Here is a 25,649-nt window from a genome sequence, read left to right as displayed (position 1 = left end):
ATGGCGTGCGTAGCCCAGACCAACCAATCTTTCTTCCTGCAGCGTCCTACGACGAAGCGACGGCGCGCGTCTACGCGCTGACCGGTGGCGCGCCCAGTGACGGGTCACCCGGCGGCTCGCGAGGAGTGCGAGGTGCGCTCTCCGTGCTGGCGGAAGCGCTCGACATCGAAGAGGACCCTTCCTGGACAAGCGCACGGACCGCTCAGCGGATCGCTAATCGTCTCGACCTGTTCTGGGAACCTGAATACGTCGACAGGACGAGCGTGACACTTCCTGGCTTCAATGCCCTGCTTCAGGCTGTCTCGTACGCACATGCGGAAAGAGCATTGCGACGCGTCGTCGCTCGGTCGGCACCCGGGTTGCACGGACCTGAATGGGCCGCGTTCAACCCTGCTCGTTCCAAGATTGAAGCCGTTACGCGTATCGCCGCACTCACCGGGGCGCCCCGAGAGTGGCTCGGGCCGGGATCCAAGGAGCACAAGAGTGTCCTTCTCAACTTGGCGACCAATCTGTTCCCGAACGACGCTCGTATCGACGTGACAAGCAAGCACAGACTCGGCGCCTCGCTTGCTCAGGTCCTCAACGCGCCCTGGTCGAACGACTTCACAGCTACAGGGCAGACCATCAAGCTCACCGGGCTGAACGCAATCCTCGCTGGAGCGGAACGGCGCCTCGGGCGGTTGGGCGAGGTCGTGACGGATGCCATCACCACTCCGGAGGCAGAGGGCGACGCGCTTGCCGCGGCATTGCTCGCTTCCCTGCCAGTCCATTGGGACGCCAGGAAGGCTGTCCGATGGCTGGCAGACAACGGTCTTCGCGGGTCAAACGATCTTGAGTGGCAGGGCTTCTACGGTGAGGAGAAGGCGAAGGCAATCCTGAATGCGTCATTTACTCCAAAGGTCCCTGGTACGAAACGTTCCTACGGCTCGACGGACTTCGACTACGCGCTCTCGTGGGTCTGGGACATCAAGGTTCACACCTCCCTGCAGACTGTCGGCGCACTGACCAAGCGCGCGAACGACGCCATGTTGCTCAACGACGAACAGGCCGTTCGAAACTGTGTTGAGGAGCAGGGGCTCGGGTTCCTCGTCGTGAGCGGTGAGGCCATCATGGATCACACTGGCGAATTCAAGGTCTGGCATGACGCGTGGAAGCTGACGCGTTCGAAAAGGCCGCCTGCACCATCTAACTCAGGCATCAGCAAGACTAGGAAGACAGCCTTCACCCCCCTGCATGTCGATGCCTACTGGGTGCCCGACACGCTCAGCCTCAGAGCCGCGATCCTTTCCGGGCAGCTCGCTCCCCGCCCACAAGGACGACAGGCGCCCAAGACCCCGGGTGGCGTGGGCTCACCGCGACCACCCAAATTTGAGATGAACACTGCCAAGGCGAGTCATGGCATACGAGTTGCCTCACACTCTTGGCCCACTCCCCGCCGCGGTGCTTGAAGGTGGGCAGACTTCGAGCAGATGGAGGATCGCTTGCCCACGGAAGAACCAAATCGGATCAGCCCAGGAGGGTGGCTGTCGGCGAAGATGTCGACGCTCGCACGTCGTGACACTGCGCCTGAGCTTGCACTTCGCTCTGCATTGCATGCGATGGGACTTCGGTACCGCGTACAGGTCCACGTGCCTGGAAACCGACGACGACGGATCGACGTCGCCTTCACGAAGTTGAAGGTCGCAGTGTTCGTCGACGGGTGCTTCTGGCACGGTTGCACTGAGCACGGCACTCGGCCCGCCACGAACTCCGATTGGTGGGACTGGAAGATCCAGCGCAACAAGACCCGCGACGAGGACACCAACCGTCTGCTTGCAGAGCACGGGTGGGAGGTGGTCCGCGTGTGGGAGCACGAACCTGCACCCGAGGCAGCCACTCGGATACGGCAGATCGTTGACGCTAGACGTCGGTCTTCGTGATTTCCTGAATCGCCTCGTCCGCGTTGGCCGGGGTTGACGCCGCAAGCGCCTCCCAACGCTTTCCGGAGCGAGCCATCTGCGAACGTAGGACGTGGTAGGCCACGCCCACGTTCACGCCGTTGCCCATCTGCTTGTAGGTCAGCGCGTCGGGCTGACCGGGGAAGTCGTACGAGTCCGGAAGACCCTGCAATCGAGCCGCTTCCCGGGGGGTCAGCCGCCGTAGTGGCGAGCCAAGGATGGTGGTCTGGGTGATGGCCACTAGCGCGGGCACATAGGTGGGGCGCTTGGCACGGATTCCTGATGGCCGGAAGTGCATGATGCACTCCTCCAGCGACTGCGCATCCTGCGCTTGCCACTCGAACTTCCGACGAGACGTCGGTAGATCGACAAGATAGTTGAACTCGTTGAGCCAAGGGTCGAGCACAGCGCGGTACTGCGTGTAGAACTCGGCGTTCTTGCGCAGAAAGTTGGCCTTCCAACGCGGCGTATCTTCGGAGATGACGAGATCGTCCTCGTGCTTGAACTCATCAACCCAAATCGGGAACCCGGGGAGCTTCGGGACGTCAGCCTCGCGAAGGCGACGTACGAACTCGGACCACACGCGGACCCAGTGCTGCTCGGTCGCGGTGAGCTCATAGTTGGCGCGGTCGGCAATCTCGCCTTCGGACTGAAGGATGTCCCTCACGAGCGACCATTGCTGCGGGTCCCAACCTGGCAGCGGACGATTCGTCACGATCGGCTCGACCTCGTCGTGCGCGGTCTCATCGCCAACATAGGTGCCGACAATGAAGACTCGCTCCCGGATCTGCGGCCGACCGCCCATGTCAGGCGGGAGGAGATGCGGGGAAAACACCGCTGGTGACGACGAGACCTGGTAGCCGAGATCGCGCAGGCTGCGGATGATGACGTCCCACTCATGCGTGTGGCGAGGTCCTGCGATGTTGCGGACGTTCTCGAGTAGCACGAGGGCCGGTCGATGCTCTTCGAGGATCCGGCAAATGTTCCAAAAGAGCGTTCCCCGAGCTTCATCCATACCGCGCTGGAAGCCCGACTTCGAGAACGGCTGGCACGGGAACCCAGCTGCGAGGACGTCGTGCGCCGGGACCTTCACGACGGGATCGGTCTCGGGGACGATGTCACCGTGGACTGGCATGTTCCAGTTGTGCTGGTAGATCTTGGCAGCTGCCTCGTCGATCTCTGACGCGTAGACGCATTCGCCACCGAGAGCACTGAGTGCCGCGTGGAAGCCACCGATGCCGGCGAAGAGGTCGATGAAGGTAAAGGCTGGGTCTTTCGAGCTCATGTTCGAACCCTATTCCTCTCCTCGGACAGCCTCTGGGATTGAACTTGTGTGTCTGTGGATGAGCCCCGACCTTGTGGGTCGGGGCTCATCCACGTTCACGGCTTGATCAACTGCAGCCGCTGGTGCTGCCGCAGCCTTCGCAGACGTGGCACGAGCCGGCGGGGCGCATCTTGGTGCCGCAGGTCATGCAGAGCGGCGAGTCGACCGCGGAGCCGGTGAGGGTCTCCAGGAGCTCGGCGCTCGTGTGGGCGGTTGCCGGGGCAGGCTTGGACGTGATCGCGATGTGCTCGACCGGGTCCGTGTCGGCCTTGTCCTCGGCTTCGAGGTGACCCTTGGGCTCCGTCGTTTCGACAGGCTCAACGACCGCGGCGTCGTCCGAGACCAGTTCGGCGGCGGTGCTGCCGTTGCCGACCAGGGGCTCGTAGCTACCGGTGTCGAGGTAGCGCTGGCGCTCTTCGGCGGAGTGGATGCCGAGGGCTGAGCGGGTCTCGAAGTCGAGGTAGTCTAGGGCGAGGCGACGGAACGTGTAGTCCATGATCGACTGGCTCATGCGGACATCCGGGTCGTCGGTCAGACCGGCCGGCTCGAACTTCATGTTGGTGAACTTGCTGACGAACGTCTCCAGCGGCACGCCGTACTGCAGCGAGATGCTGATGGCGATCGAGAAGGCGTCCATCATGCCGGCGAGGGTCGAGCCCTGCTTGCCGAGCTTCATGAAGATCTCGCCGAGCGAGCCGTCGGGGTGAGCGCCTGAGGTCATGTAGCCCTCGGCACCGCCGACGGAGAACGACGTCGTGATCGACTGGCGCGACTTCGGCAGGCGACGACGGATCGGCTTCTCGACGATGACTTCCTTGACCTCGACCTTGGTCGAGCCCGACTCCTTGGCGCCCTTGCCGTCGGACAGCGGCTGCCCGACCTTGCAGTTGTCGCGGTAGACCGCGAGCGCCTTGAGGCCGAGCTTCCAGCCCTGGAAGTAGACGTCCTCGATCTCCTCGACCGTGGCCGACTCCGGCAGGTTGACCGTCTTGGAGATCGCTCCGGACAGGAACGGCTGGCAGGCAGCCATCATCAGCACGTGGCCCATCGGCTTGATGGAGCGCTGACCCATCGCGGTGTCGAAGATCTCGTAGTGCTCGGTCTTGAGCCCGGGCGCGTCGACGACGTGACCGTTCTCGGCGATGAACTCGACGATCGCCTCGATCGTCTCGCCGGTGTAGCCGAGCTTCTTCAGCGCTGCGGGGATCGTCTGGTTGACGATCTGCATCGAGCCGCCACCGACGAGCTTTTTGAACTTGACCAGCGAGAAGTCCGGCTCGATGCCGGTCGTGTCGCAGTCCATCATGAAGCCGATCGTGCCGGTCGGCGCGAGGACGGAGGCCTGGCTGTTGCGCCATCCGTTCTTGTGGCCGATCTCGAGGTTGAGCTTCCACTGCTTGGCAGCCTCACGGTGCACCGCTATGTCGATCGAGTGCATCGTGCGGATCTCGTCGTTGGCGGCCTGGTGCTTGCGCATGACGCGCTCGTGCGCCGAGGCGTTCTGCGCGAAGCCGTCGTAGGGGCCGACGACGCCGGCGAGCTCAGCCGAGCGACGGTAGGACGTACCGGTCATCAGCGACGTGATCGCACCGGCGAGGGCGCGGCCACCGTCGGAGTCGTACGCCAGACCGGACGCCATGAGCAGCGCGCCGAGGTTGGCGAAGCCGATGCCGAGCTGGCGGTAGGCACGCGTGGTGTCGCCGATCGCCTCGGTCGGGAAGTCCGCGAAGCAGATCGAGATGTCCATCGCGGTGATGATGAACTCGGTCGCCTTGACGAACGTCTCGGTGTCGAACGAGCCGTCGTCCTTGAGGAACTTCAGCAGGTTGAGGCTGGCGAGGTTGCACGACGAGTTGTCGAGGTGCATGTATTCCGAGCACGGGTTGGACGCCGTGATGCGGCCGGCCTCGGGCGAGGTGTGCCAGTCATTGATCGTGCCGTCGTACTGGATGCCGGGGTCGGCGCACGCCCAGGCAGCCTGCGCGATGTCCTCCCACAGCTTGCGGGCGTCGACGGTCTCGATGATCTCGCCGTTCGTACGGGCGCGGAGCCCGAACTCCTTGCCCTCCTCGACCGCGCGCATGAACTCGTCGTTGACGCGGATCGAGTTGTTGGCGTTCTGGTATTGGACGCTGGTGATGTCGGCGCCGCCGAGGTCCATGTCGTAGCCGGCGTCGCGGAGGACGCGGATCTTGTCCTCCTCCTTGGCCTTGGTCTCGACGAACTCCTGGATGTCGGGGTGGTCGACGTCGAGCACGACCATCTTGGCCGCGCGACGCGTGGCGCCACCGGACTTGATCGTGCCTGCAGAGGCGTCGGCGCCGCGCATGAACGAGACCGGGCCCGAAGCGGTGCCGCCCGAGGAGCGGAGCAGCTCCTTGGACGAGCGGATGCGGCTCAGGTTGAGACCGGCACCGGAGCCACCCTTGAAGATCAGGCCCTCTTCCTTGTACCAGTTGAGGATCGAGTCCATCGAGTCATCCACCGCGAGGATGAAGCAGGCGCTGACCTGCTGCGGGCTCGACGTGCCCACGTTGAACCACACCGGGCTGTTGAAGCTGAAGACCTGGTGCAGGAGCATGTGCGTCAGCTCGTGCTCGAAGATCGTCGCGTCTTCCTCGGAGGCGAAGTAGCCGTGGTCGCGACCGGCCTGCGTGTAGGTCAGGACGACGCGGTCGAGGAGCTGCTTGAGCCCGGTCTCACGGTCGGGGGCGCCGACGGCTCCGCGGAAGTACTTGGTCGTGACGATCGTGGAGGCGTTGACGCTCCAGAAGTCGGGGAACTCCACACCGCGCTGCTCGAAGACGTTCTCGCCGGTCTTCCAGTTGGTCTGCACGACGTCGCGACGTTCCCAGGTGACGGCGTCGTACGGGTGCACCCCCTCGGTCGTGTAGACGCGCTGGATCTTGAGGGCGGCGTTGCCCTTCTTGCCAGCAGTCTTGCGCGAGGACCCCGAGGGTCCGCTGACCGTTTCCGTCATGTGAGTGCTCCTATTTCGCGGTGTGTGGTGGTGGTGCTACTTGCGTCTCGGTGGTTTCGACAAGCTCAACCAGCGGGACTCAGGTCTGTTGGTGATCCGTCTTGCGGGTGTGCTCGGCGAGCTCGCCGTCGGCGCCGGCCGCCATGAGGCTGGCGATCTCGTCGGCGAAGTCGTCGGCGGACTCGAACTGCTTGTAGACGCTGGCGAATCGCAGGTAGGCGACCTCGTCGAGGCTCTTGAGGGGCTCGAGGATGGCGAGGCCGACCTCGTGGGCCGGGACCTCCGCGCATCCGGAGTCGCGAAGCGTGTCCTCGACCTGCTGGCCGAGTCGCGCCAGGTCGTCGTCGTCGACCGGTCGGCCCTTGCAGGCCTTGCGGACGCCGGCGATGGCCTTGTCACGGACGAAGGGCTCGGTGGCGCCGGAGCGCTTGACGACCGTGAGCTGCATCTGCTCGATCGTGGTGAACCGCTTCTCGCAGGAGGAGCAGACCCGGCGACGGCGGATCGCTCCACCTTCGTCGGCGACACGGCTGTCGAGAACCCGGGTGTCGGTGTTCTTGCAGAACGGACAATGCATGTCGGTCAACTCCTTCCCATACAAGGGTCTTGGCCCGAAAGTTGTCCCCCGATGGGGACAAGTCGTGTGGAAGCCGTGTGGATTCCGACGATTTTCGGTGGGTAACTTCCCCAACATGTGGAGAACTACATCTGTGTAACTACTAGATCTAGTGCCACTGTACGCCGGTGGAATGGCCCGTGCAACACGATTCCAGCAAGCAGCGACACTTTTTCTGGGCATGCCTGTCATCGCAGGTCAGAGGCCATTTGTGAGAGAGATCACGGCGTGTCGCAACCCCTCTGGACACACCTGTATCAACGCTTTCCGGCTTTCCGGTATGCCCGGGAGCCGGCGTCCACCACTAGTGGTGGTGGGCCCAGCGGAGGAAGGCTGCGGCGTGGTGGAGGTCGTCGAATCCGTCGCCCAGCAGCTCGATCAGGAGGTCGTTGCTCCACACGCCGACGCGGCCGATCGTCAGCGCGGTCAGGTCGGTGTCGGGCAGCTCGAGGCCGTACACCGTGCTCGTGATGGCGCGCTTGTCGGCGTACGTGGCGATCGGCAGGAACCGGTCCGGATCGGCGACGGCGAGGGTCTTGGTCAGCAGTGCCTCGCCCCAGCCGGGCATCGAGAACCCGAAGCCCTGGTCGACGAGGTTGCTGAGCCGGTCCTCAAACTCCCCAGGGCCGCGCAGCAGGTGGTTGGTCACCGCGCGTACGCGGCGGGCGCCCTCGAGCTCACCGAGCAGGACCCATGCCTTGTCGAACTCGGTCGAGTCCCCCGTGCTCACGCCGGTCGGGTCGTCGGCGAACAGCTTGAAGTCGTCGATGGTCGCCTTGTCGAGGCCGTCAGCGGAGAAGACCCACTTGAACTTCGCCCAGTGCCGGGCGACCAGCGGGTCAGCCTCGTACGGCGTCGCCAGGAACTCCTGCTTGAGCGCCTCGGCGCGCTCGAGCGTTTCCGCATCGACGGTGGTGGCCTTGGGGAACTGCTGCACGGCGTACGCGATGGGGCGCGGCGCGACGACCGTGCTGGCGGCTCGCTTCGGGGCGCTGCGCGGCGTGCTCCGGCGGGCCGGCGCAGCCTTGGGCTCCGGCGTCGGCGAGCCGAACGGGAACGTGAACTTGCAGTCGGTGCACTCGGCCTCCTTGCGCCCGTCGGGCAGGGTGCGAAGCACGACGACGTCGTCCTCGCGGACACACAGAGGACACACGATCAAAGCCATGTCGCAACCGTATGCCGACGTGCGCGCGGGCCGGCAGGGGCGTACGGGTCAGATCTTCTCGAGCTCCTGCTGCATCTGCTCCGCGGCGTCGTCGCCGAGCTTCTTGAGCGGCAGTCCGGCGAACGGCTCGGCGAGCTTGGCCAGGCCGTGGAAGTCGAACTCCGCGACGTACGTGACCCGCGCCTCGGTCTCCGAGCCGTCGACGGTGATGGTGTCGGTCGAGGTGAACGACTTGCTCTCGCCCGCGAGCGTGATGGAGCTGCCGGGCGTCACCTCGGTGACGGTGTAGGTGATCTCGACCTCGTTGCCGGCGAACTCCGAGACGTTCTTGTAGACCGTGCCGACTCCCCCGTCGCCGGACTCGCGAGTCGTCTGCTTGGTGCCGGGATCCCAGTCGTTGGTGCTGCGGAAGTCCGAGAGGTAGTCCCACACGAGGCGGGCCGGCTTGTTGACGGCGAGGTGGCGTTCGATGCTCTTCATACGTTCAACGCTAAGCACGGTGTGTCGTTCGTGCAGGATGAAATCGGGGCTCCTGCGACGTGGCGTATGCCTCGTGTAGCCGCCGGGGAGGTGGGTACGGGACGCACATGCCTACCTCACCCAAGTACACGATTCCCGGACTCACCACCGCCGAGGGCGAGAAGCTCGCCGGCATCCTGCAGGAGCGCCTCAACGCGCTGATCGACCTGCACCTGACCCTCAAGCACGTGCACTGGAATGTCGTCGGCCCGCACTTCATCGCGGTGCACGAGATGATCGACCCGCACGTCGACGAGGTCATCGCGATGGTCGACGAGACAGCCGAGCGCATCGCCACCCTCGGCACCTCGCCGCAGGGCACGCCCGGCGCCGTGGTGAGCGGACGCAGCTGGGACGACTACTCGCTGGGTCGCGCCACCACCAATGAGCACCTCGGCGCGCTCGACGAGGTGTACGTCCGGCTGATCGCCGATCACCGCAAGGCGCAGGAAGCCGTCTCGGACATCGACCCGGTGACCGAGGACATGGTCATCGGCCAGATCAAGCAGCTCGAGCTGTTCCACTGGTTCGTCCGCGCGCACCTGGAGAACTCCGGCGGCGCGCTGTCGACCGACGGCGCACTGTCCGAGGCCGAAGCGGCGATCCAGGCCAGCGACGCCGCCGACGTCACGGAGTAGCCCGAGCCGACAACTTTTGAAGCGTTGCGGCCCACAAACCAGCGCAAAGTGGTGCGCAAGTCTTCAAAAGTCGGGGCCAGGTGTCGATTTCCCTGGGTGTCGATCGTGTAGGTGGTGAGAGGCTGGCAGCAGGTCGGCCGCACACAGGAGGCACCACCATGACGCAGTACGTGCTCAACGTCATCGAACCCGTGATGGAGCCGGGGTTCACTCCCCCTCCGGAGTTCCTCGAGCCGATCATGCGCAAGCTCGCGATCATCAACGACGAGCTTCAGGCGTCCGGCCAGTGGGTCTTCGCCGGCGGGCTCAACGGCCCGGACACGACCACGGTCGTACGCCATCAGGACGGCGAGACACTCCTGACCGACGGGCCGTACGTCGAGGGCAAGGAGCACGTCGGCGGCTTCACGATCGTCGACTCCCCCGACCTGGACGCCGCGCTGGAGTGGGCCGGCAAGTACGCCGAGGCGACCGGGCTGCCGATCGAAGTACGCCCGTTCCGCCACTGACGTGACGACCGACGACGCCGACATCGCGCGCGTGTTCCGTGAGGAGCACGGTCGCTCGGTGGCGGTCCTGGCCCGTGTCTTCGGCGACCTCGACATCGCCGAGGACGCGGTCCAGGAGGCGTTCGCCGCCGCCGTCGAACGCTGGCCGACCGACGGCATACCGCCCAGTCCCAGCGGCTGGATCATCACCACCGCCCGTCGGCGGGCCATCGACCGGCTCCGCCGCGAGGCGAACCGCGACGACAAGCAGGCCCAGGCAGCGCTGCTGCTCGAGCAGGACGAACCGAAGGAGGTGGGTCCCGTGTCCGACGACCGGCTCCGCCTCGTCTTCACGTGCTGCCACCCGGCCCTGTCCCCCGCCGCTCGCGTCGCGTTGACGCTGCGGATGCTCGGCGGGCTGACGACTCCGGAGATCGCCCGCGCGTTCCTCGTGCCGGAGCCGACGATGGCGCAGCGGATCGTGCGCGCGAAGGGCAAGATCCGCGCGGCGCGCATCCCGTATCGCGTGCCTCGCGACGCGGATCTGCCCGATCGGCTGCGCGGCGTGCTGGCCGTGGTCTACCTGATCTTCAACGAGGGCTACACCGCAAGCGCAGGCCCCGACCTCGTACGCGAGGACCTCTGCGCCGAGGCGATCCGGCTCGGCCGCCTGCTGGTCGCGTTGATGCCGGACGAGCCCGAGGCAGTCGGTCTGCTCGCGCTGATGCTGCTCAACGACTCGCGGCGGTCAGCCCGTACGTCCGACGGCCGGCTCGTGCTGCTCGCCGACCAGGACCGGTCGCTCTGGGACCGTGAGCTGATCGCGGAGGGCCAGGAGCTCGTACGCCGATGCATCCGGCGCGGCCAGCCCGGGCCCTACCAGCTGCAGGCCGCGATCGCCGCCGTGCACAGCGACGCCGCGACGGCGGCCGACACGGACTGGGCGCAGATCGTGCAGATCTACGACCACTTGATGCGGATCGCACCGAGCCCGGTTGCCGCGCTCAACCGTGCCGTTGCGGTCGCCGAGGTCGACGGGCCCGCGGCTGGGCTCGACCTGGTCGACGCGTTGGACCTCGACGGCTTCGGCCTGTTCCACGCCATCCGCGCAGACCTGCTGCGTCGTGCCGGCCGTACGGACGAGGCCGCGCAGGCATACGAGCGCGCGATCAACCTCACCGAGAACGAAACTGAACGAGAATTCCTCCGCGGGCGGCTGGCCCATCCCTAGGATTGCTCCATGACCAAGCCTCGCATTTTCCTCGGCTCGTCCGGCAAGCAGGTCAAGCTGTTGCAGTCGCTGACGAAGGGGTTGGCCGAGGTCGCCGATGTCGAGCCGTGGACCACGACGTTCAACCCTGGGATCTCGACACTGGAGCGGCTCGTCGAGCTCACCGGCGAGGTCGACTTCGCAGCGTTCGTCTTCGCCCAGGACGACTGGACCACCGACGACATCTCGGCCAACACCGCCGGGGCTCAGGCGTCACCGAGGGACAACGTGGTGTTCGAGGCTGGGCTCTTCGGCGGCGCGCTCGGCATGCGGCGCACGTTCATCCTGCACGCCAACGGTGCCAAGCTGCCCACGGACCTGCTCGGCCTGACGAGCGTGCGCTACGACGTGCCGACCACGCCGGCGGGATTCAAGGAGATCAACCAGAAGCTCCGCAAGGCGATCGAGGCCGAAGGCCGAGTCGCTGGGATTGAAGGCTTGTGGTGGCAGTACTCGCTCACCGCCCGCAGTGAGCTCGAGCCGTCAGCGATCAGCCTCCTGCGCATCTCGCGTGACCGGACCGGCGCGATCGAGGTCAAGGGCGACTCGTGGCAGGAGGATGGCACGCTGTCGGCGCGCTACTGGAGCGTCGCGTCCAAGGAGCAGTCCGATCCTTCAGGCATCTTCTACTTCTGGAACGGCGAGCGACCCCGGGACCCGGACGCGCCGCAGCTCGAGGGAACCGGGGAGATCCGGCTCGAGAACGCCGATCGTGCCGCCGGCCATTGGCGTACGCGGTCGAGCACCGAGCCGACCCTCAACATGCGCACGTCCGGCATCTACGTACGCGCCGACCCTGCCGACGTGGCCCTGCTCGACGGCAGCGACACGGCGCAGCGCGCAGCCCTCGTGGCGAAGCGGATCAACGACTGGAAGGCAATCGCCAGCTCCTGAAGGTCAGAGCACGACCACGTCGACCCGTCGGCCCGCAGCCTTCGCCAGCCGGCGGTCTCGGGTCACCAGCGGACAGCGCAGCATCTGCGCCAGGACGACGTAGGCGGCGTCGTAGGCACTGACGTTGTCGCGCCACCCCAATGCCTTGCGTCGGAAAGCATCCACCGAGTCCCAACGGCGGATCGCGAGACCGTCAAAGTCGGTGAGTGCGTCGTTGGCCCGGTCAGCGCTCAGCGTCGACCGGAGCACCATCCCACTGATGGCTGCGGTCAACTCGTAGTCGATGAGCGTTGGCGCATGCAACTCATCGGCGACGAGCAAGGCGGTCAGATCCTCTGTGCCTTCAACCCCCGTCATGGCGTCGATCAGCGCCGAGCAGTCGACAACGATCATCGGCGACCGTCGCGAAGAGCGCGGATGACCTCGACCGACGACTCGGTCGCCCGCTCGGAGCGCGATCGGGCACGTTCGAGAACTTCGGCGACCGTCGGTCGTGCAGCCTCGTCGATCAGGAGCTTGAGGAGGTACTCGTTGAACGACTCGCCGCGCGCTGCGGCACGCGCCTTGAGCGCTTGCCGAGCTTCGTCGGGGACGTTGCGGATCTGCACCAAACCGGCCATGCATACAGAATATCACCCAATGCATACACAATGTATGTGTCAACGGTTGCGCGGGTGCTGCTTGGCCGTACGTTCGTTGCCGCGCTTGTAGTTGCCGGTGAGCCGCGCCATCAGCAGCTGCGGGTCGCTCGTCTCGGCATCGCGTACGAACTGGTGGGCCTTCGCGCCGCGCAGCACCGCCGCCTCTCGGCCGTGGTGCGAGATGACGACCTCCTTGCCCCGCACGACCCACTCGAACCCGCTCGGCCGGCCCTTCACGCGCTGACCCGCAGGTAGGTGAGCGCCGCATCGACCAGCGCGTGCGCCCGGTTGCGGGTCGGCGCCGCGTTGGCGCGGGCCTGCCGCACCAGGTCCTTGGTGTCGATGCCGGCATCGCCGTAGTAGCCCTCGTGGACCCAGCGCTCGTACGTCGCCGCGGTGACCTCGGGGTGGAACTGCCACGCGATCGCCCGCGCACCGTGCGCCTCGTCGACGAAGCACTGCGGGCCGCGCCACGACGTGCCGATGACCTTCGACGTCGGCCCTGGCGCGAACACGTCGCTGTGCATCTGCGCCCACGGCCCCTCCGGGCACAGGAGCGGGTCGGTCGTGTCGACGCGCTGCCAGCCCAGCTCGGGGGCGTCGGCGCGCCACGACGTGCCACCGAGCGCGCGAGCCATCAGCTGCGCGCCGTAGCAGATGCCCATCACCGGAGTGCCGGCTCGCAGCGCGACGCGTACGAACCGCGACTCGGCCTCGACGACGTCCTTCCACTTCGGCTCGTGGGCGCCCTTGTCGGAGCCGAGCAGGAGGATCAGGTCCGTCTCGCCGATGCTCCCGTACGCCGGAAGGTCGTCGCGGTCCAGCTCGATCAGCTCGGCGCCGAGCTCGAGCAGGCGCTCGTGGAAGTAGCCGCCGTCCTTGTCAGCCTCGTCGGCGACCACGTGAATGCGCATGACCTCATTGTGCCCGTTGATAGGGCGCCGCTACTGCGCGCTCCGCAGGAACTCCTCGAGCAACGGGCCGGCGGTCTGCGAGCCGGACTCGCCGTCGTCGACGAACACCGCGACCGCGAGGTCGCCCTGCGTGGCGATCATCCATGCGTGCGTACGTGGTGGGGTGCCGTTGCCGTACTCGGCGGTGCCGGTCTTGGCCGAGACCGGCTTGCCCGGCACGTCCGACAGGAACGCGCCGCTGCCGCCGGTCACCACGCCGCGGAACATCTCCTGCAGCTGCTTGGCCTCAGCCCCGGTCAACGGGTCGGCGGGCTTCGCCACCGGCTTGGTCCGCGAGTCCGCGATCAACATCGGCGTGACGCGGGAGCCCTTGGCGATCGACGCGGCCACCACGGCCATCGCGAGCGGCGAGGCCTCGATCTTGCCCTGGCCGATCATCGAGGCCGCGCGCTCGGTGCCCTTGGCCTGTGTCGGCACCGAGCCGAGGTAGGCCGGGTAGCCGAGGTCGAGGTCCGGACCGAGGCCGAGTGCGGCGGCGGCCTGGGCCAGCTTGTCCTGAGGCGCCTTGCCGCGCGTCGCGATCATCGCCGTGTTGCAGGAGTTGGCGATCGCCGAGCTCAGCGGGATCTTGCCGATCGCGCGGCCCGGATAGTCGGAGTAGTTCTTGAACGTACGTCCGTCGACCGTGACGGTCGGCGTGCACGGCACGATGCTCGACGGCTTGAGCCCGGAGCGCAGGAACGCCAACGCCGTGACCAGCTTGAACGTCGAGCCAGGAGCGTAGTGACCCGCCGCGGCGGTGTCGGCACCCTTGCCGCCCGGGCCGCTCGCCAGAGCGACGATCTTGCCGGACGAGGGCCGCATCGCGACGATCGCGCTCGCGGGCTTCACGTCGGCGAGGATCTCGTCGGCCGATCCCTGCAGCTTGAGGTCGATCGTCGTGCGCAGGTTCTTGCCGGCGCGCGCGTCGCTGGAGAACAGCTCGCGAGCCTTCGACCCGGCCACCGCCTCGACCGTCACGCCGGGCGCACCACGCAGCCGGCTGTCGTAGCGCTGCTCGAGACCGGTCAGCCCGACCAGGTCGCCGGCGGTGACCGAGCCCTTGGACTTCGCGATCACCTCGGCGGTCGCCTCGCCGACGGCTCCGAGGAGCGGCTGTCCGAATGTCTTGGTGGGCGCCAGCGGCAGCTCGGCGCCCAGCTGGACGGCGCCGGGGATCGACGCGACCTGGGCGTCGCTGAGGGTGTCGTCGGAGTCGGCGCGCACCACGAGGGCCACGACGAACGCCTGGGGGCCGGCCGCCTTGACCGCCTTAACGTAGCGATCGGCGTTGACGTCGACCAGCTGCGCCAGTGCTCGCGCCGACCCCTCGGCCTCGGCCGCCCTGATGCGCGACTTGTCGATGCCGATGCGCTCGACCCGGCGCTCGATGACGAGTCCCTCGCCCCGCGCGCCGACGATGTCGCCGCGGTCAGCCGGGGACGTACGCAGCCGCAGCTCCTCGTCGGCCTTCAGCTTGGGCGCGACGATCGCCGGGCTCCACTTGACGCGCCACTCGTCGTCCTCGTACGCCAGCTCGGCGCGCGTCCTGTAGCTCCAGTCCGCGCCCTTGAAGGTCCAGCTCGTCTTGAGCGTCGCGGTCGCGGACTTGTCGTCCTGCTCGACCTTGCTGACGCTGACCTTGGCCCGGGCCGAGCCCATGCCCTCGACGATCCGGTCGAGGTCGGCCTGTGGGATGCGGCCACCCTTGGTCACCGGTACGCCCTTGAGCTGCTGTTTCGTCAGAGCGCTCGCGAGTGCATCGGCTGCCTTGTCGGGACTGGGCGGACCGCCGGTGCAGGCGCTCAGCAACGCCGCCAGCATCGTGACGCCGCACAGTGCGGCGATGGTCCGTCGGCCGGGCACAGCAGGTGACGTCACGTGGTTCCCCTCGAAATCGTGTCAGGCTTTCGCGCACAGGCGGAAGGAGCAGTCAAACAGGTGCGGCTCCCCCGGTCAACGAACGCTCCCGCGAGTCCTTCATCTTGCGTGGTCTCGATACGCCGGCTCGCAGAGCTCGCGGGCTACTCGACCGGCGGGTGGTGAGAACACGAACGTCCGCGGCACCCCTTCCCCAAGGTGCACCGCGGACGTCAGTGGATCGTGCAGCAACCGGTCAGTTGTAGACCGGCACCGCGATCTCCGAGCCCAGCTGCAGCGCTGAGGCGTTCGGAAGCGAGTTGAGCCGGACGATCTCGTCGACCGTCTTGCGAATGTCACCGTTGGGGTTGGCCTCGGAGGCGATCTGCCACAGCGTCTGACCGGGGAGGACGCGGACCGACGTGGTCTCGGGCGCCGCTCCGGCCTGGTCGCCGGCGAATGACGACGAGCCGAACATCACCACGAGCAAGGCGACGACCGCGACGGCGGCCGCAAGGACGACGACCTTGCCACGGCGGGTCAGCCGGACACGCGGAGCGGGCCTGGCGTCGGGCACCGCACGCAGGTGGCGGACGGGACGGATGTCGTGGTCGTGACGACCGATGGCGATGGTGCTCATGATGGCCTCCAAGGGGGAAGTGAGGGCTGGATCTGAAGTTGTGGTGTGGTCGATCAAACGCTGTTCTCGATGTCATTCGATGGTGCGAACAGGCGTTCGATCGAACACATGTACGACGATAGGGTACGCCTCTGACAAAAGGAAGCACCTGTCGAACACAAATTCGATCAGCGTGACGTTTTCGGCGATATAGCAGGCAGAATTCGTTCGAACATTGTGTCGACCCGCCACGTTCGCACGCGCGTCGACAGGCGAAGCCGACAGCGCCGCACTACCGTCGAGACATGGCATCAGCTCGAGCAAGCGTCATCACCGCCTGGAAGCAGGCGTCCGCCCGACAGGCCCCGTTGCTGGCTGCCGGCGTGGCCTTCTACGCGTTCCTCTCGCTGTTCCCCGCGATGATCGCGGCCGTCATGACGTACGGGCTGGTGGCCTCCCCCGGGACCGTCGCGAAGCAGTCGCAGGACGTGGCCGACGCCCTCCCGTCCGACGCCGCCTCGGTCGTCACCGGACAGATGGACTCGCTGACCAAGACCGCCGACGGCTCGCTGGGCATCGGCCTCGCGATCGCGCTCGTGCTCGCGATCTACGGTGCAGCGGGCGGGGTCGGCAACCTCGTCACCGCGATCAACGCGATGTTCGGTCTCGCGGAGACCCGCAACTTCATCAAGCGAAAGCTCCTGGCGTTCGTCCTGACGCTCGGCGCGCTCGTCTTCGTCATCCTCGTGGTCGCCCTCGTCGCGGTCGCGCCGGCGGTGCTCGACGAGGTCGACATCGTGCCGGGCGTACGAGCGGCGTTCGAGGCAGGTCGCTGGCTCCTGCTGCTGTTCGCCGTCATGGTCGCCATCGGCGTGCTGTTCCGCCTCGCGCCCAACCGCTCCGCGGGCGACAAGCTGATCACCAAGGGCGTGCTCGTCGCGACCGCCCTGTGGCTGCTCGTGTCGGTCGGCTTCTCCCTGTACGTCGACAACTTCGGCAGCTACGGCAAGACGTACGGCGCACTGGCCGGTGTCGTCGTGCTGCTGCTGTGGCTCTGGATCGGCATCTACGCGATCCTGCTCGGCGCGTGCGTCGAGGCGGTGCGCGAAGAGGTCGTGACGGCCGAGACGGTCGAGGAGGACAACGAGATCGCCGAGTGGCGTACGGCCGAGGCCGACGGCGAGACCGTGCCCGTCGAGGTGGTCGAGGAGCCAGAGCCGGCGAAGGAGCCGGACAAGAAGTCCCGCCTCGGCTCACTCTTCAAGCGCAAGGCTCGCCAGGATCAGTAGGGGTAGACCGGCACGCCCAGCTTCCGGGCCTTGCGGTCGTCTTCAGGCGGCGTGATCCCGCAGACGAAGCCGTGCCGCTTCGCCGAGATCGCCAGCTGCTCTGTGTCGATGTCCCGGTGCTTCGACCCGTCCACCCTGATCCAGAGGTGCGTCCTGGCGCCGTTGACCGTGACCTTCGGCAGCTCGTTGGCACCCTTCGCATAGGCGCGCTTGACCGCCTTGCAGATCTCGTACGCTGCCGCCCAGGAGGTCGGCCGATCCGGCGAGTAGTCCGTCTCGACGGTGATGCCGCTTCCGGTGTCCCAATGCTTGACGTGCTTCATCCACGGAGCGCGAGCATTGTCGCGCCTGACCCACTTGACGACGGTCTGGTTGGGCGAGTCGTTCGAAGAGTTGTCGCCGGCGTCGTCGTTGTTCCCACTGCACATGGTGGCGACGCCGATCACCATGATCAGCCCGACGCCGCCAGCCACGAGAGTGTTTTCTCGCATGGTGGGACGTTACTCCGCGCGGGTGTCACAGGCTCAGTCGTCGAGCACGGCCTCGATCCGCCGCCGGCACGCTTCGGAGAACTCGGGGAACGACTCCCGGTAGTAGCCGAGACCCTGCAACGCCGGCGCCAGGACCCATCCGCGTGCCCTCCTCCGGGTCGCGTCGTCATGGCCGAGCGCATCCAGGAAGGCCCGGCGGGACTCCCCTTCGAACAGGTTCCACGCCGGCATGAGGTCGACGGCCGGGTCACCCGCCCCGATCCCGCCGAAGTCGATGACCGCGACGAGCCGCCGGTCGCGAACGATCAGGTTGCCGGGCTGGATGTCGGCGTGCAGCCACACCGGAGGCCCCTGCCATGGCGGCGCGGCCAGGGCGTCCTCCCATGCCGCGGTCACGGCGGCCGCGTCGATCTCCTCCGCCAGCTCGTCGATCCTCGGTCGTACGCCTGGATCCTGATGGGACAAGGGTGCACCCCTCGACCTACCGGTCCTCACCTGAGCTCCGGAAGTCGGTACGCCTTGGAGGGCTATGACGAACTCCGCGAGGTCGACCGCGGCCGCGGCCAGGTCGACATTGTCGCCGGTGACGACGTCTCCGGTGAACCAGGTGACGAGCGTCCACGGCCACGGATAGCCCTCGCCCGGCCGGCCGATCGCGACGATGTCCGGGACCTGCAGCGGCAGGTGTGGCGCCAGCGCGCGTATCCACCGTTGGTCCTGCTCGGCCTGCCCGGGCGCCCACTCGAGGACCGGCAGGCGGGCAAGCAGCTCGCCACCGACGCGATAGAGGTCGTGATCGGTTCCGGACTCGGTCACTCGCCTGATCGGCAGCCCGGCCAGCTCGGGGAACTGGGACTCGAGCAACCTGCGTACCAGCTCAGGGCTCGTCTCGACCTGGCCATCGTGCATACGGCCCACGGTCAACGCTTGCCGGCCTTCTTGAGCCGCCGGGCGCCGAGCCTGCGCACCCACGGGTCGAGGTGGACCGCGGCTCGCGGCGCGAGTGATGCGCTACGCGCGACAGCCCCGCGCCACGCGGGCAGCGTCTTGTAGACGCGACCCGTGCCGAACATGTCGACGAGCTCGCGCGCGACCTGCGGCGGCGTGAGCAGCACACCGGCGGCAAGCGCAGCGCGTACGTCGCCCTGCGCGTCCATCCCCGCGACCATCGCGGTGTCGACCCCGTCAGGGCACACGGCGTGCACGCGGATCTTGTCGGGACGCAGCTCCGAGGCCAGCGAGGTCGTCAACGACAGCACAGCCGCCTTGGTCGCGGCGTAGACACTGAGGCCCGGCACCGGCGCATGGGCACTGAGGGACGCGATGACGCCGATGTCGCCGCCCTTGACCTCGTGCTGATCACGGAACGCGTCGGCCGCAGCGCGTACGCCCCACATCACGCCGAGCACGTTGACCTCGACCATCGCGCGTACCTGCCCGACCGACAGCGCCGTCAGGTCGCCCTCCATGAGCACGCCGGCGTTGCAGACCCACGCGCCGAGCGGTGCGATCTCACGGGCGCGCGCGGCGATGTCGCGGTTGGCGTCGGGGTCGGTCACGTCGAGACCGAGGCCGAGCGCCGCGCCGATCTCGTTGGCCGTCGTTTCGGCTGCGGCGGCGTCGAGATCCGTGACGATCACCTGGTAGCCACGACCGACCAGCTCGACGGCGATGGCCCGTCCGATGCCCCGCCCGGACCCTGTCACGACGGCGGATCGAGGCTTTCCGGGCTTCACGAGGGGCTTCGGCACCACGCCAACCTAGACGCCACGACTCGCGACACGCCATCGAACATATGTTTGAACTGGCCCTGTGTTCCGGGTTACCCTTCCCGCATGACCGACGACCGCAATGCCGATGTCACCGAGCTTCCCGACGGACCCGCGGACTCCTCTGGGCTGACCGCGCGGCAGCGCAAGGTGCTCGAGTTCCTGCGTGACGAGATCGAGAAGCGCGGCTATCCACCGAGCATGCGCGAGATCGGTGCGGCGGTCGGCCTCACCAGCACGTCGTCCGTCGCGCACCAGCTCCGCGCCCTCGAGGCGCTCGGCTACGTCAAGCGCGACCCCAACCGCCCGCGCGCACTCGAGATATTCCTGCCCGACGTCATGGCCGCGCGCCGTTCGATGAGCAGCGCCGTCGAGAGCACGTTCGACGAGACCGGCATCGGCGACGCACTCCCCCAGGCCACCAACGTCCCGCTCGTCGGCCGCATCGCCGCCGGTGGCCCGATCCTGGCCACCGAGCAGGTCGAGGAGATCTTCCCGCTGCCCAAGTCGCTCGTCGGCGACGGCACCCTGTTCCTCCTCGAGGTCTCCGGCGACTCGATGATCGACGCCGCGATCTGCAACGGCGACTACGTCGTCATCCGCCAGGAGCAGACCGCCAACAACGGCGACATCGTCGCTGCGCTGCTCGACGGCGAGGCCACGGTCAAGACGTTCCAGCGCAAGGACGGCCAGGTCTGGCTGCTCCCGCACAACGAGGCGTACGACCCGATCGACGGCACCCACGCCTCGATCCTCGGCATCGTCACCGCAGTCCTCCGCAAGGTCTGACCCTTCGCACGCTAGCGACGAGCCCTGCGAGGAGCGGGAGCGAGCTGGGGGCACCCCCGCGAGCTCTGCGAGCAGGGGGCGGAACGAGCGAGCGAAGGTAGCGAGGTGGAGGGTCGCCTGTGGAAGGTTCTCTGCGCCGTACAAGCGATTCGGCCATCATCCGCAGATGGGCTACTTCTACATCCTGCTGTGCGCCGACGGTACCTTCTACGTCGGCAGCACCCGCAACCTCGTTCGGCGACTTTGGGAGCACCGTGAGGGTCTTGGCGCCGAATACACCCGCACCAGACTGCCTGTGCAGGTCCTCTACTTCGAAGAGTACGAAAGAGTCTCCGAGGCGTGGGGGCGCGAGCGAACCGTGCACGGGTGGACTCGTAGCAAAAAGAAGAAGCTGATCGCGTACGGACCCGGCGTCAAGGTTGAGGACCAGTCACAACTGTTCTGAGCTGCCGTAAGCCTGCGACCTCACGGCCCTTCGCTCGCAGAGCTCGCTCCCAGTCGGCCGCAGACGGCCTCCTTAGGGGGCGGGGTCCGCGCGAGCGTGCAATCTCACCACCCTTCGCTCGCAGAGCTCGCTCCCAGTCGGCCGCGGGCGGCCTTCTTAGGGGGCGGGATCCGCGCGAGCGTGCAATCTCACCACCCTTCGCTCGCAGAACTCGCTCCCAGTCGGCCGCAGACGGCCTTCTTAGGGGGCGGGATCCGCAGTCGCCGAAATGGAAATTGGGGAGTAGCGTCGTTGCGTCTGGCAACCGCATCGTCCTTGGGGGACACATGATCTCGATCCGTACGCTCGTGGCTGTCGCCGCGACCACCTCACTCGTCCTCGCCGGCGGACCCGCGCAGGCCAAGAGCCACCACCACGGCCACGACACGAAGCTGGCGCCACGCACACACTTCGTCATGAAGCCAGACGGCTCCAGCGGCCTCAGGGCCGATGGCGCCGGCATCCCCAACATCGACTCGGTCAAGAAGACGATCGCCGCCTACTACGGCGATCCCGGCACCGGCATCGCCGACAAGAGCTCCTCCCCCTACATCTCCGAGATGGACCGCATCGTCAAGCGGGCGACCAAGAACCTCCAGTCGACGTACGACCGCGAGATCAGACACGGCAAGAAGCCCGCCATCGTCTTCGACGCCGACGACACGACCCTGTGGACGTACGACATGGAGGTCGCCGGGATGCACTTCACGTTCGACCCCGCCCTCCAGGACGTCTACGTGCAGGGCCAGAAGTTCCCCGCGACCCCGGCCATGGTCGGCTTCGTCGACAAGGCCGCCGACATCGGCTACACGATCTTCGGCCTCACCGGACGCAACGACAACCAGAAGGCAGCGACCCTCGCCAACCTCGACAAGGTCGGCTACGACGACTTCACCGCCGACCGGTTCTACACCAAGTGGACCGGCACGGGCAGCTCGCAGCAGCCGTCCTACATCACCTGCGCGGCGACCAAGTGCACGACCGTCGAGTACAAGGCGGGCACCCGCAAGCACATCGAGTCACTCGGCTACGACATCACGCTCAACGTCGGCGACCAGTGGTCCGACCTGCAGGGTGGGTATGCCGACCGCGTGCTCAAGCTGCCCAACCCGACCTACTACCTGCCGTCGGCCAACCTGCCGGGCGTGCGCGAGCCGTGGCTGTCGCCGCGTACGCACTTCACGATGCAGCCCGACGGCTCCAGCGGGCTCAAGGGTGACGGCGAGGGCATCCCCAACGTCGACTCGGTCAAGAGCACGATCTACGCCTACTACGGCGATCCCGGCAACGGCATCGCCGACAAGACGAGCTCGCCCTACATCCGCGAGATGAACAAGCTGACCCGCTCGTTCGCCCCGTCGGTGCTCGCCAAGTGCCGCGCCGGCGCCAAGCACCACACCAAGCCGGCGATCGTCCTCGACGCCGACGACACGACCCTCTGGACGTACGACATGGAGGTCGCCGGGATGCACTTCACGTTCGATCCGGCTCTGCAGGACGTCTACGTGCAGGGTCAGAAGTTCCCCGCGACGCCCTCGATGGTCGGCTTCGTCAACGCTGCCGGCAAGGCCGGGTGCACGATCATCGGGCTGACCGGGCGCAACGACAACCAGAAGTCGGCGACGATCGCCAACCTGCAGAAGGTCGGCTACCAGGGCTTCACCGCGGCGAACTACTACACCAAGTGGACCGGTGTCGGGTCGTCGCAGCAGCCGTCGTACGTCACGTGCGCGGCCGCGAAGTGCACGACGATCGAGTACAAGTCGCAGACCAGGGCGCACGTCGAGTCACCGAGTGGCGGCGGCTACGACATCGTCGCGAACTTCGGCGACCAGTTCAGCGACCTGATCGGTGGGCACGGCAAGCCCTACAAGCTGCCCAACCCGACCTACTACCTGCCGTAAACGTCCGGTGGTTGAGGTGCGGAGCGAAGCGGAGCCTCGAAACCACTGGGTGGTTTCGAGACGCTCGTTCCTCGCTCCTCAACCACCGGATCGGTGGGTCAGACGGGGTGGTTCTGGCGGGCGTTCCAAGCGCTGCTGACCATGTCGATCAGGGAGTGCCGCATCGCCCAACCGAGGTCGCGGGTCGCCAGCTCGCCTGATGCGACGATCCGCGCCGGGTCGCCTGGCCGGCGGTCGACGACCTCGGGCTCGAACTCGATGCCGGTCGCCTCGGCCACGGCCGTCATGATCTGGCGCACCGAGACACCGTCGCCGCTGCCGAGGTTGTAGACCGGCTCGAGGTCCTGCCCGGCGAGCAGCTTCTGCGCCGCGACGACGTGTGCATCGGCGAGGTCGGCGACGTGGATGTAGTCGCGTACGCAGGTGCCGTCGGGCGTCGGGTAGTCGTCGCCGAAGATCCGCGGCGTACGACCCTCCAGCAGCGCCTCGATGACGAGCGGGAAGAGGTTGTGCGGGCTGGTGTCGTAGAGGTCGGGCACCGCCGAGCCGACGACGTTGAAGTAGCGCAGCGACGTGTGGTGCATCGGGAACGCGCGAGCCGCGTCGCGCAGCAGCCACTCGCCGATCAGCTTGCTCTCGCCATAGGGCGACTCGGGCGCCGTCGCCGTCGTCTCGGTGACCAGGTCGACATCAGGCGTGCCGTAGACCGCGGCGCTGGACGAGAAGACGATCTTGTCGACGTCCGACTCGTGCATCGCCTGCAGCAGGCTGACCGTGCCCTGCACGTTCTGCTCGTACGTGTGCAGGGGGCGCTGGACGGACACACCGGCGTACTTGAACCCGGCGAGGTGCACAACGGCCTCGACCTCGTGCTCGACCATCGCCTTGGCGACGAGGGTCGAGTCGAGGATGTTGGTGTCGATCAGCTCGACATCGGCCGGTACGAACTCCCGGTGTCCGCTCGAGAGGTCGTCGACGACGACGCACTCGAGACCGGCGAGCCGGAAGGCCCGGACGATGTGCGAGCCGATGTAGCCGGCGCCGCCGGTGACGAGGACTGTCATGCCGACCAGACTGTCAGAGCGGCGGTCAGCCCTTGAACTTGAGGGTGCCGGCGCTGTAGGTGTGCCCGCGCTTGACCGTGATCGAGTGCTTGCCGGAGAACGTACGCCCGATGCCGCGCCACGAGTCGGAGTTGACCGAGATCGTGTACTTGCCCGATGCCAGGCCGGCGATGTAGAAGTTGCCGCTGCTGTCGGTGAAGTCGGTGCGCAGGACGATCGTGCCGCCGGAGTTGGACAGCCGCACCATCATCTCCTTGTTGGTGCGACCACCGGTGCGCGACACGTGTCCCTTGACGATGGCGCCCTTGTCGTTGGTGCTCGTCGTCTTGGTCGAGGCCGACGTCGGGCTGACGGTGAGGCTGTTGACGGTGCCCTCTCCGTACGCCTTGCAGTAGTCGCGATACATCCAGCCGGCCTTGCCACTGGACTTGCCTTCACGGTCGTAGGACGCACCGTGCACGATCGCCACGTGCTCGAGCCCGGTGTTCGCACTGCCCGGCAGCGAGGCAAGCCTGCGGAAGGACTTCCACGCCTCCGCGCCCCGGTCGGCGCCATTGAAGTAGGCCTTGTTGTTGGTGTAGACGCTGGGGTACCAGGCGGAGCAGCCCGTGCGACGGCCGACCTCGACCCAGTACTGGCCGTAGGGCAGGCTGAACGCCTTCTCGTGATCGCTCCCTGTGCCGCCATCGGCGACGACCGGAGTGTCGAGGACCGACAGGCCCGGCACCTTCTCGCGGATGCGGACGTACTCGTCGAAGACCGTCGGCTTGAAGCCGCTGTACTTCGCCTTGATCGTGGTGGTCCTGCGGTCCGCGCCGACGTTGACGTTCTGCCCGCCGAGGGTGGGGCCGTTGAGCGCGATCAGGTTGCTGCGGCTGAACCTGTAGTCCAGCACGGCCTGGCAGCTGCCGAAGCGCTGTCCGCCGCTGCCGAGCCACACCTGGTCGCCGCTGACCTTGGTCATGACGGTGTAGTTCTTGGTGGCAGGAGTGTTGTCGTACGGCAGGAACGGGATCGAGTAGCCGCCGCCCGAGTTGGCCTCGTCCTCACCGAAGATGTTGGCGCAGCTGGGCACGTCGAGCTCACGCCGGACGACGGTGCCGCCGCTGGACGATGCCGGCGGAGCGTAGACGCGGACGTCCGCGTTGGCCGGCGCAACGCCGCTGATCGTTCCCCAGAAGATGGGGGCGACGAAGCCGTCCTTGGTGGAGCGGACCGTGTTGCCCTCGCGGAGATAGCGGCTGCCACCAACGGTGTTGCCACTCCCGCCGCGCCACCACCACTCGAGGTGACGGTTGCTGCTGTCGTCGACTGCCCGCAGCTTCATCTTGTAGGACGGGCCGGGCGTGTTGTTGGTGCCGAGCTTGGAGCTGAAGTACGAGGAGGTGCTGCCCGTGATCGCGCGGCTCGCGACGAGCGTCGTGTTGCCGCCTCGCAGCACTCGGTGCAGCTCGATCCGCATGTCGGAGAGGCCCGCGGCGTTGCCGTTGATGTTGTAGTAGATGCGGCCAGCGGATCGGGTCTCGGTCTGGACCTTGTAGCTGACGGTGACATTGCGCGGCGAGTCCTCGTTGACGAACAGGCGAACGCCGGCGACCGCCTTGTACTGGCCGTCGACGCCCTTCGGATCGCCGTGGGCGAACGGGTCGGCCGCGCTGCCCTTGTTCATCGTGACCGACATCGTCGCCCTGCTGTTGCCCTTGAGGCTGTAGGACCGCTTGCGGTTCTCGCTGCCCTCGAAGAAGAGGGTTCCCTTGCACCGCTTCGAGCCGCGGCACGAGACGCTGACCTTGCCACCGAGACCCGTCGAGGAGATCGAGCTCATCGTCACGTAATCGGTGCTGACGTACGTGTTGTGGGTGACGGCCTCAGCCGGGGAGAACACCAGCAGCCCGGCGACGAGCGCCGGGAGTGCGACGAGCATGGCAATGAAGCGCGATTTCATGGATTCCCCG

General features: G+C 66.9%; 26 protein-coding genes. 10 read left to right on the top strand and 16 right to left on the bottom strand.

Annotated elements, in window-relative coordinates; genetic code table 11:
• The first annotated feature begins 5 nt into the window (after positions 1-5).
• Together BOSE46_RS04910 and BOSE46_RS04905 are read left to right on the top strand one after the other, a co-directional pair.
• Complete coding sequence (locus BOSE46_RS04910) at positions 6-1,448, top strand: hypothetical protein (RefSeq protein ID WP_159538801.1); 1,443 nt, start codon at positions 6-8, stop codon at positions 1,446-1,448.
• A 21-nt stretch (positions 1,449-1,469) separates the two neighbouring features.
• Entirely contained in the window at positions 1,470-1,919 is a 450-nt protein-coding gene (locus tag BOSE46_RS04905) for a very short patch repair endonuclease (protein WP_201299523.1), read from the top strand.
• Here BOSE46_RS04905 and BOSE46_RS04900 read toward each other — a convergent pair.
• The 5 genes from BOSE46_RS04900 to BOSE46_RS04880 form a co-directional block, all read right to left on the bottom strand.
• Positions 1,900-3,222, bottom strand: coding sequence for a DNA cytosine methyltransferase (locus tag BOSE46_RS04900; RefSeq protein WP_159538799.1), 1,323 nt, complete (start codon positions 3,220-3,222; stop codon positions 1,900-1,902). The genes BOSE46_RS04905 and BOSE46_RS04900 overlap by 20 nt on opposite strands.
• 106 nt (positions 3,223-3,328) lie before the next feature.
• On the bottom strand, positions 3,329-6,241 hold the full coding sequence (locus BOSE46_RS04895) for a vitamin B12-dependent ribonucleotide reductase (protein ID WP_159538797.1): 2,913 nt from the start codon (positions 6,239-6,241) through the stop codon (positions 3,329-3,331).
• A gap of 79 nt (positions 6,242-6,320) precedes the next feature.
• Entirely contained in the window at positions 6,321-6,818 is a 498-nt protein-coding gene (gene nrdR, locus BOSE46_RS04890; RefSeq protein WP_159538795.1) for a transcriptional regulator NrdR, read from the bottom strand.
• Positions 6,819-7,161: 343 nt separating this feature from the next.
• The gene (locus BOSE46_RS04885) at positions 7,162-8,022 is read right to left on the bottom strand and encodes a hypothetical protein (protein ID WP_159538793.1); all 861 of its coding nucleotides are present in this window, start codon (positions 8,020-8,022) and stop codon (positions 7,162-7,164) included.
• 48 nt (positions 8,023-8,070) lie between these two features.
• On the bottom strand, positions 8,071-8,502 hold the full coding sequence (locus tag BOSE46_RS04880) for an SRPBCC family protein (RefSeq protein ID WP_159538791.1): 432 nt from the start codon (positions 8,500-8,502) through the stop codon (positions 8,071-8,073).
• A 107-nt stretch (positions 8,503-8,609) separates the two neighbouring features.
• Here BOSE46_RS04880 and BOSE46_RS04875 point away from each other — a divergent pair, with 107 nt between their 5' ends.
• The 4 genes from BOSE46_RS04875 to BOSE46_RS04860 all read left to right on the top strand — a co-directional run bounded on the left by BOSE46_RS04875 (position 8,610) and on the right by BOSE46_RS04860 (position 11,831).
• On the top strand, positions 8,610-9,179 hold the full coding sequence (locus BOSE46_RS04875; RefSeq protein ID WP_159538789.1) for a Dps family protein: 570 nt from the start codon (positions 8,610-8,612) through the stop codon (positions 9,177-9,179).
• 158 nt (positions 9,180-9,337) lie between these two features.
• A complete protein-coding gene (locus BOSE46_RS04870; protein ID WP_159538787.1) occupies positions 9,338-9,688 on the top strand; it encodes a YciI family protein in 351 nt (116 codons plus the stop codon).
• A gap of 1 nt (position 9,689) precedes the next feature.
• A complete protein-coding gene (locus tag BOSE46_RS04865) occupies positions 9,690-10,898 on the top strand; it encodes an RNA polymerase sigma factor (RefSeq protein ID WP_159538785.1) in 1,209 nt (402 codons plus the stop codon).
• Positions 10,899-10,907: 9 nt separating this feature from the next.
• Positions 10,908-11,831 carry a TIR domain-containing protein gene (locus tag BOSE46_RS04860; RefSeq protein ID WP_159538783.1) on the top strand — a complete coding sequence of 308 codons (924 nt, stop codon included), beginning with the start codon at positions 10,908-10,910 and terminating at the stop codon, positions 11,829-11,831.
• A gap of 3 nt (positions 11,832-11,834) precedes the next feature.
• Here BOSE46_RS04860 and BOSE46_RS04855 read toward each other — a convergent pair whose 3' ends face one another.
• The 6 genes from BOSE46_RS04855 to BOSE46_RS04830 all read right to left on the bottom strand — a co-directional run bounded on the left by BOSE46_RS04855 (position 11,835) and on the right by BOSE46_RS04830 (position 15,925).
• The gene (locus tag BOSE46_RS04855; RefSeq protein WP_159538781.1) at positions 11,835-12,224 is read right to left on the bottom strand and encodes a type II toxin-antitoxin system VapC family toxin; all 390 of its coding nucleotides are present in this window, start codon (positions 12,222-12,224) and stop codon (positions 11,835-11,837) included.
• Positions 12,221-12,451, bottom strand: a complete 231-nt coding sequence (locus BOSE46_RS04850; RefSeq protein WP_159538779.1) for a FitA-like ribbon-helix-helix domain-containing protein — start codon at positions 12,449-12,451, stop codon at positions 12,221-12,223. Before BOSE46_RS04850 ends, BOSE46_RS04855 begins: the two co-directional genes overlap by 4 nt.
• 39 nt (positions 12,452-12,490) lie before the next feature.
• Positions 12,491-12,709, bottom strand: coding sequence for a hypothetical protein (locus tag BOSE46_RS04845; protein ID WP_159538777.1), 219 nt, complete (start codon positions 12,707-12,709; stop codon positions 12,491-12,493).
• On the bottom strand, positions 12,706-13,386 hold the full coding sequence (locus tag BOSE46_RS04840; RefSeq protein ID WP_159538775.1) for a type 1 glutamine amidotransferase: 681 nt from the start codon (positions 13,384-13,386) through the stop codon (positions 12,706-12,708). The genes BOSE46_RS04845 and BOSE46_RS04840 overlap by 4 nt, the downstream gene beginning before the upstream one ends.
• 30 nt (positions 13,387-13,416) lie before the next feature.
• Positions 13,417-15,306, bottom strand: coding sequence for a penicillin-binding transpeptidase domain-containing protein (locus tag BOSE46_RS04835; protein ID WP_201299522.1), 1,890 nt, complete (start codon positions 15,304-15,306; stop codon positions 13,417-13,419).
• Positions 15,307-15,541: 235 nt separating this feature from the next.
• The gene (locus tag BOSE46_RS04830) at positions 15,542-15,925 is read right to left on the bottom strand and encodes a LysM domain-containing protein (protein WP_159538773.1); all 384 of its coding nucleotides are present in this window, start codon (positions 15,923-15,925) and stop codon (positions 15,542-15,544) included.
• 284 nt (positions 15,926-16,209) lie between these two features.
• Here BOSE46_RS04830 and BOSE46_RS04825 point away from each other — a divergent pair, with 284 nt between their 5' ends.
• Positions 16,210-17,193 carry a YihY/virulence factor BrkB family protein gene (locus BOSE46_RS04825; RefSeq protein WP_159538771.1) on the top strand — a complete coding sequence of 328 codons (984 nt, stop codon included), beginning with the start codon at positions 16,210-16,212 and terminating at the stop codon, positions 17,191-17,193.
• On the opposite strand, the gene BOSE46_RS04820 is transcribed toward BOSE46_RS04825, so the two are convergent.
• Genes BOSE46_RS04820 through BOSE46_RS04810 form a run of 3 tightly spaced genes read right to left on the bottom strand, consistent with a single transcriptional unit; the run spans position 17,187 to position 19,435 of the window.
• The gene (locus BOSE46_RS04820) at positions 17,187-17,684 is read right to left on the bottom strand and encodes a hypothetical protein (protein ID WP_159538769.1); all 498 of its coding nucleotides are present in this window, start codon (positions 17,682-17,684) and stop codon (positions 17,187-17,189) included. The genes BOSE46_RS04825 and BOSE46_RS04820 overlap by 7 nt on opposite strands.
• Before the next feature lie 33 nt (positions 17,685-17,717).
• Positions 17,718-18,593: an aminoglycoside phosphotransferase family protein gene (locus tag BOSE46_RS04815; RefSeq protein WP_159538767.1), complete on the bottom strand. Its 876-nt coding sequence runs from the start codon at positions 18,591-18,593 to the stop codon at positions 17,718-17,720.
• 11 nt (positions 18,594-18,604) lie between these two features.
• Positions 18,605-19,435, bottom strand: a complete 831-nt coding sequence (locus tag BOSE46_RS04810; protein WP_159538765.1) for an SDR family oxidoreductase — start codon at positions 19,433-19,435, stop codon at positions 18,605-18,607.
• Positions 19,436-19,519: 84 nt separating this feature from the next.
• Here BOSE46_RS04810 and lexA point away from each other — a divergent pair, with 84 nt between their 5' ends.
• The 3 genes from lexA (at position 19,520) to BOSE46_RS04795 (ending at position 22,630) form a co-directional block, all read left to right on the top strand.
• A complete protein-coding gene (gene lexA, locus BOSE46_RS04805; RefSeq protein ID WP_159538763.1) occupies positions 19,520-20,242 on the top strand; it encodes a transcriptional repressor LexA in 723 nt (240 codons plus the stop codon).
• A 166-nt stretch (positions 20,243-20,408) separates the two neighbouring features.
• The gene (locus tag BOSE46_RS04800; protein ID WP_159538761.1) at positions 20,409-20,687 is read left to right on the top strand and encodes a GIY-YIG nuclease family protein; all 279 of its coding nucleotides are present in this window, start codon (positions 20,409-20,411) and stop codon (positions 20,685-20,687) included.
• A gap of 326 nt (positions 20,688-21,013) precedes the next feature.
• Positions 21,014-22,630, top strand: coding sequence for an HAD family acid phosphatase (locus BOSE46_RS04795; protein WP_159538759.1), 1,617 nt, complete (start codon positions 21,014-21,016; stop codon positions 22,628-22,630).
• A 98-nt stretch (positions 22,631-22,728) separates the two neighbouring features.
• Here the strand turns inward: BOSE46_RS04795 and galE are convergent, their stop codons facing one another.
• Positions 22,729-23,694 (bottom strand): UDP-glucose 4-epimerase GalE, encoded by a 966-nt coding sequence (gene galE, locus BOSE46_RS04790; protein ID WP_159538757.1) that lies wholly within the window; start codon positions 23,692-23,694, stop codon positions 22,729-22,731.
• A gap of 25 nt (positions 23,695-23,719) precedes the next feature.
• A complete protein-coding gene (locus BOSE46_RS04785; RefSeq protein WP_159538755.1) occupies positions 23,720-25,639 on the bottom strand; it encodes a hypothetical protein in 1,920 nt (639 codons plus the stop codon).
• Positions 25,640-25,649: the final 10 nt, after the last annotated feature.

Source organism: Aeromicrobium sp. 9AM, from assembly GCF_902506105.1.
In the GTDB taxonomy this organism is placed as follows: Bacteria; Actinomycetota; Actinomycetes; order Propionibacteriales; family Nocardioidaceae; genus Aeromicrobium.
Note: the sequence above shows the minus strand (reverse complement) of the source record. Positions and strands in the feature narration are given on the sequence as shown.

Coding starts and splice junctions, on each gene's coding strand:
- BOSE46_RS04860 (WP_159538783.1), top strand. CDS start 10,908: ATGACCAAGCCTCGCATTTTCCTCGGCTCGTCCGGCAAGCAGGTCAAG.
- BOSE46_RS04785 (WP_159538755.1), bottom strand. CDS start 25,639: ATGAAATCGCGCTTCATTGCCATGCTCGTCGCACTCCCGGCGCTCGTC.
- BOSE46_RS04850 (WP_159538779.1), bottom strand. CDS start 12,451: ATGGCCGGTTTGGTGCAGATCCGCAACGTCCCCGACGAAGCTCGGCAA.
- galE (WP_159538757.1), bottom strand. CDS start 23,694: ATGACAGTCCTCGTCACCGGCGGCGCCGGCTACATCGGCTCGCACATC.
- BOSE46_RS04875 (WP_159538789.1), top strand. CDS start 8,610: ATGCCTACCTCACCCAAGTACACGATTCCCGGACTCACCACCGCCGAG.
- BOSE46_RS04795 (WP_159538759.1), top strand. CDS start 21,014: ATGATCTCGATCCGTACGCTCGTGGCTGTCGCCGCGACCACCTCACTC.
- BOSE46_RS04800 (WP_159538761.1), top strand. CDS start 20,409: ATGGGCTACTTCTACATCCTGCTGTGCGCCGACGGTACCTTCTACGTC.
- BOSE46_RS04905 (WP_201299523.1), top strand. CDS start 1,470: ATGGAGGATCGCTTGCCCACGGAAGAACCAAATCGGATCAGCCCAGGA.
- BOSE46_RS04840 (WP_159538775.1), bottom strand. CDS start 13,386: ATGCGCATTCACGTGGTCGCCGACGAGGCTGACAAGGACGGCGGCTAC.
- lexA (WP_159538763.1), top strand. CDS start 19,520: ATGACCGACGACCGCAATGCCGATGTCACCGAGCTTCCCGACGGACCC.
- BOSE46_RS04885 (WP_159538793.1), bottom strand. CDS start 8,022: ATGGCTTTGATCGTGTGTCCTCTGTGTGTCCGCGAGGACGACGTCGTC.
- BOSE46_RS04855 (WP_159538781.1), bottom strand. CDS start 12,224: ATGATCGTTGTCGACTGCTCGGCGCTGATCGACGCCATGACGGGGGTT.
- BOSE46_RS04825 (WP_159538771.1), top strand. CDS start 16,210: ATGGCATCAGCTCGAGCAAGCGTCATCACCGCCTGGAAGCAGGCGTCC.
- BOSE46_RS04880 (WP_159538791.1), bottom strand. CDS start 8,502: ATGAAGAGCATCGAACGCCACCTCGCCGTCAACAAGCCGGCCCGCCTC.
- BOSE46_RS04895 (WP_159538797.1), bottom strand. CDS start 6,241: ATGACGGAAACGGTCAGCGGACCCTCGGGGTCCTCGCGCAAGACTGCT.
- BOSE46_RS04830 (WP_159538773.1), bottom strand. CDS start 15,925: ATGAGCACCATCGCCATCGGTCGTCACGACCACGACATCCGTCCCGTC.
- BOSE46_RS04815 (WP_159538767.1), bottom strand. CDS start 18,593: ATGCACGATGGCCAGGTCGAGACGAGCCCTGAGCTGGTACGCAGGTTG.
- BOSE46_RS04870 (WP_159538787.1), top strand. CDS start 9,338: ATGACGCAGTACGTGCTCAACGTCATCGAACCCGTGATGGAGCCGGGG.
- BOSE46_RS04900 (WP_159538799.1), bottom strand. CDS start 3,222: ATGAGCTCGAAAGACCCAGCCTTTACCTTCATCGACCTCTTCGCCGGC.
- BOSE46_RS04820 (WP_159538769.1), bottom strand. CDS start 17,684: ATGCGAGAAAACACTCTCGTGGCTGGCGGCGTCGGGCTGATCATGGTG.
- nrdR (WP_159538795.1), bottom strand. CDS start 6,818: ATGCATTGTCCGTTCTGCAAGAACACCGACACCCGGGTTCTCGACAGC.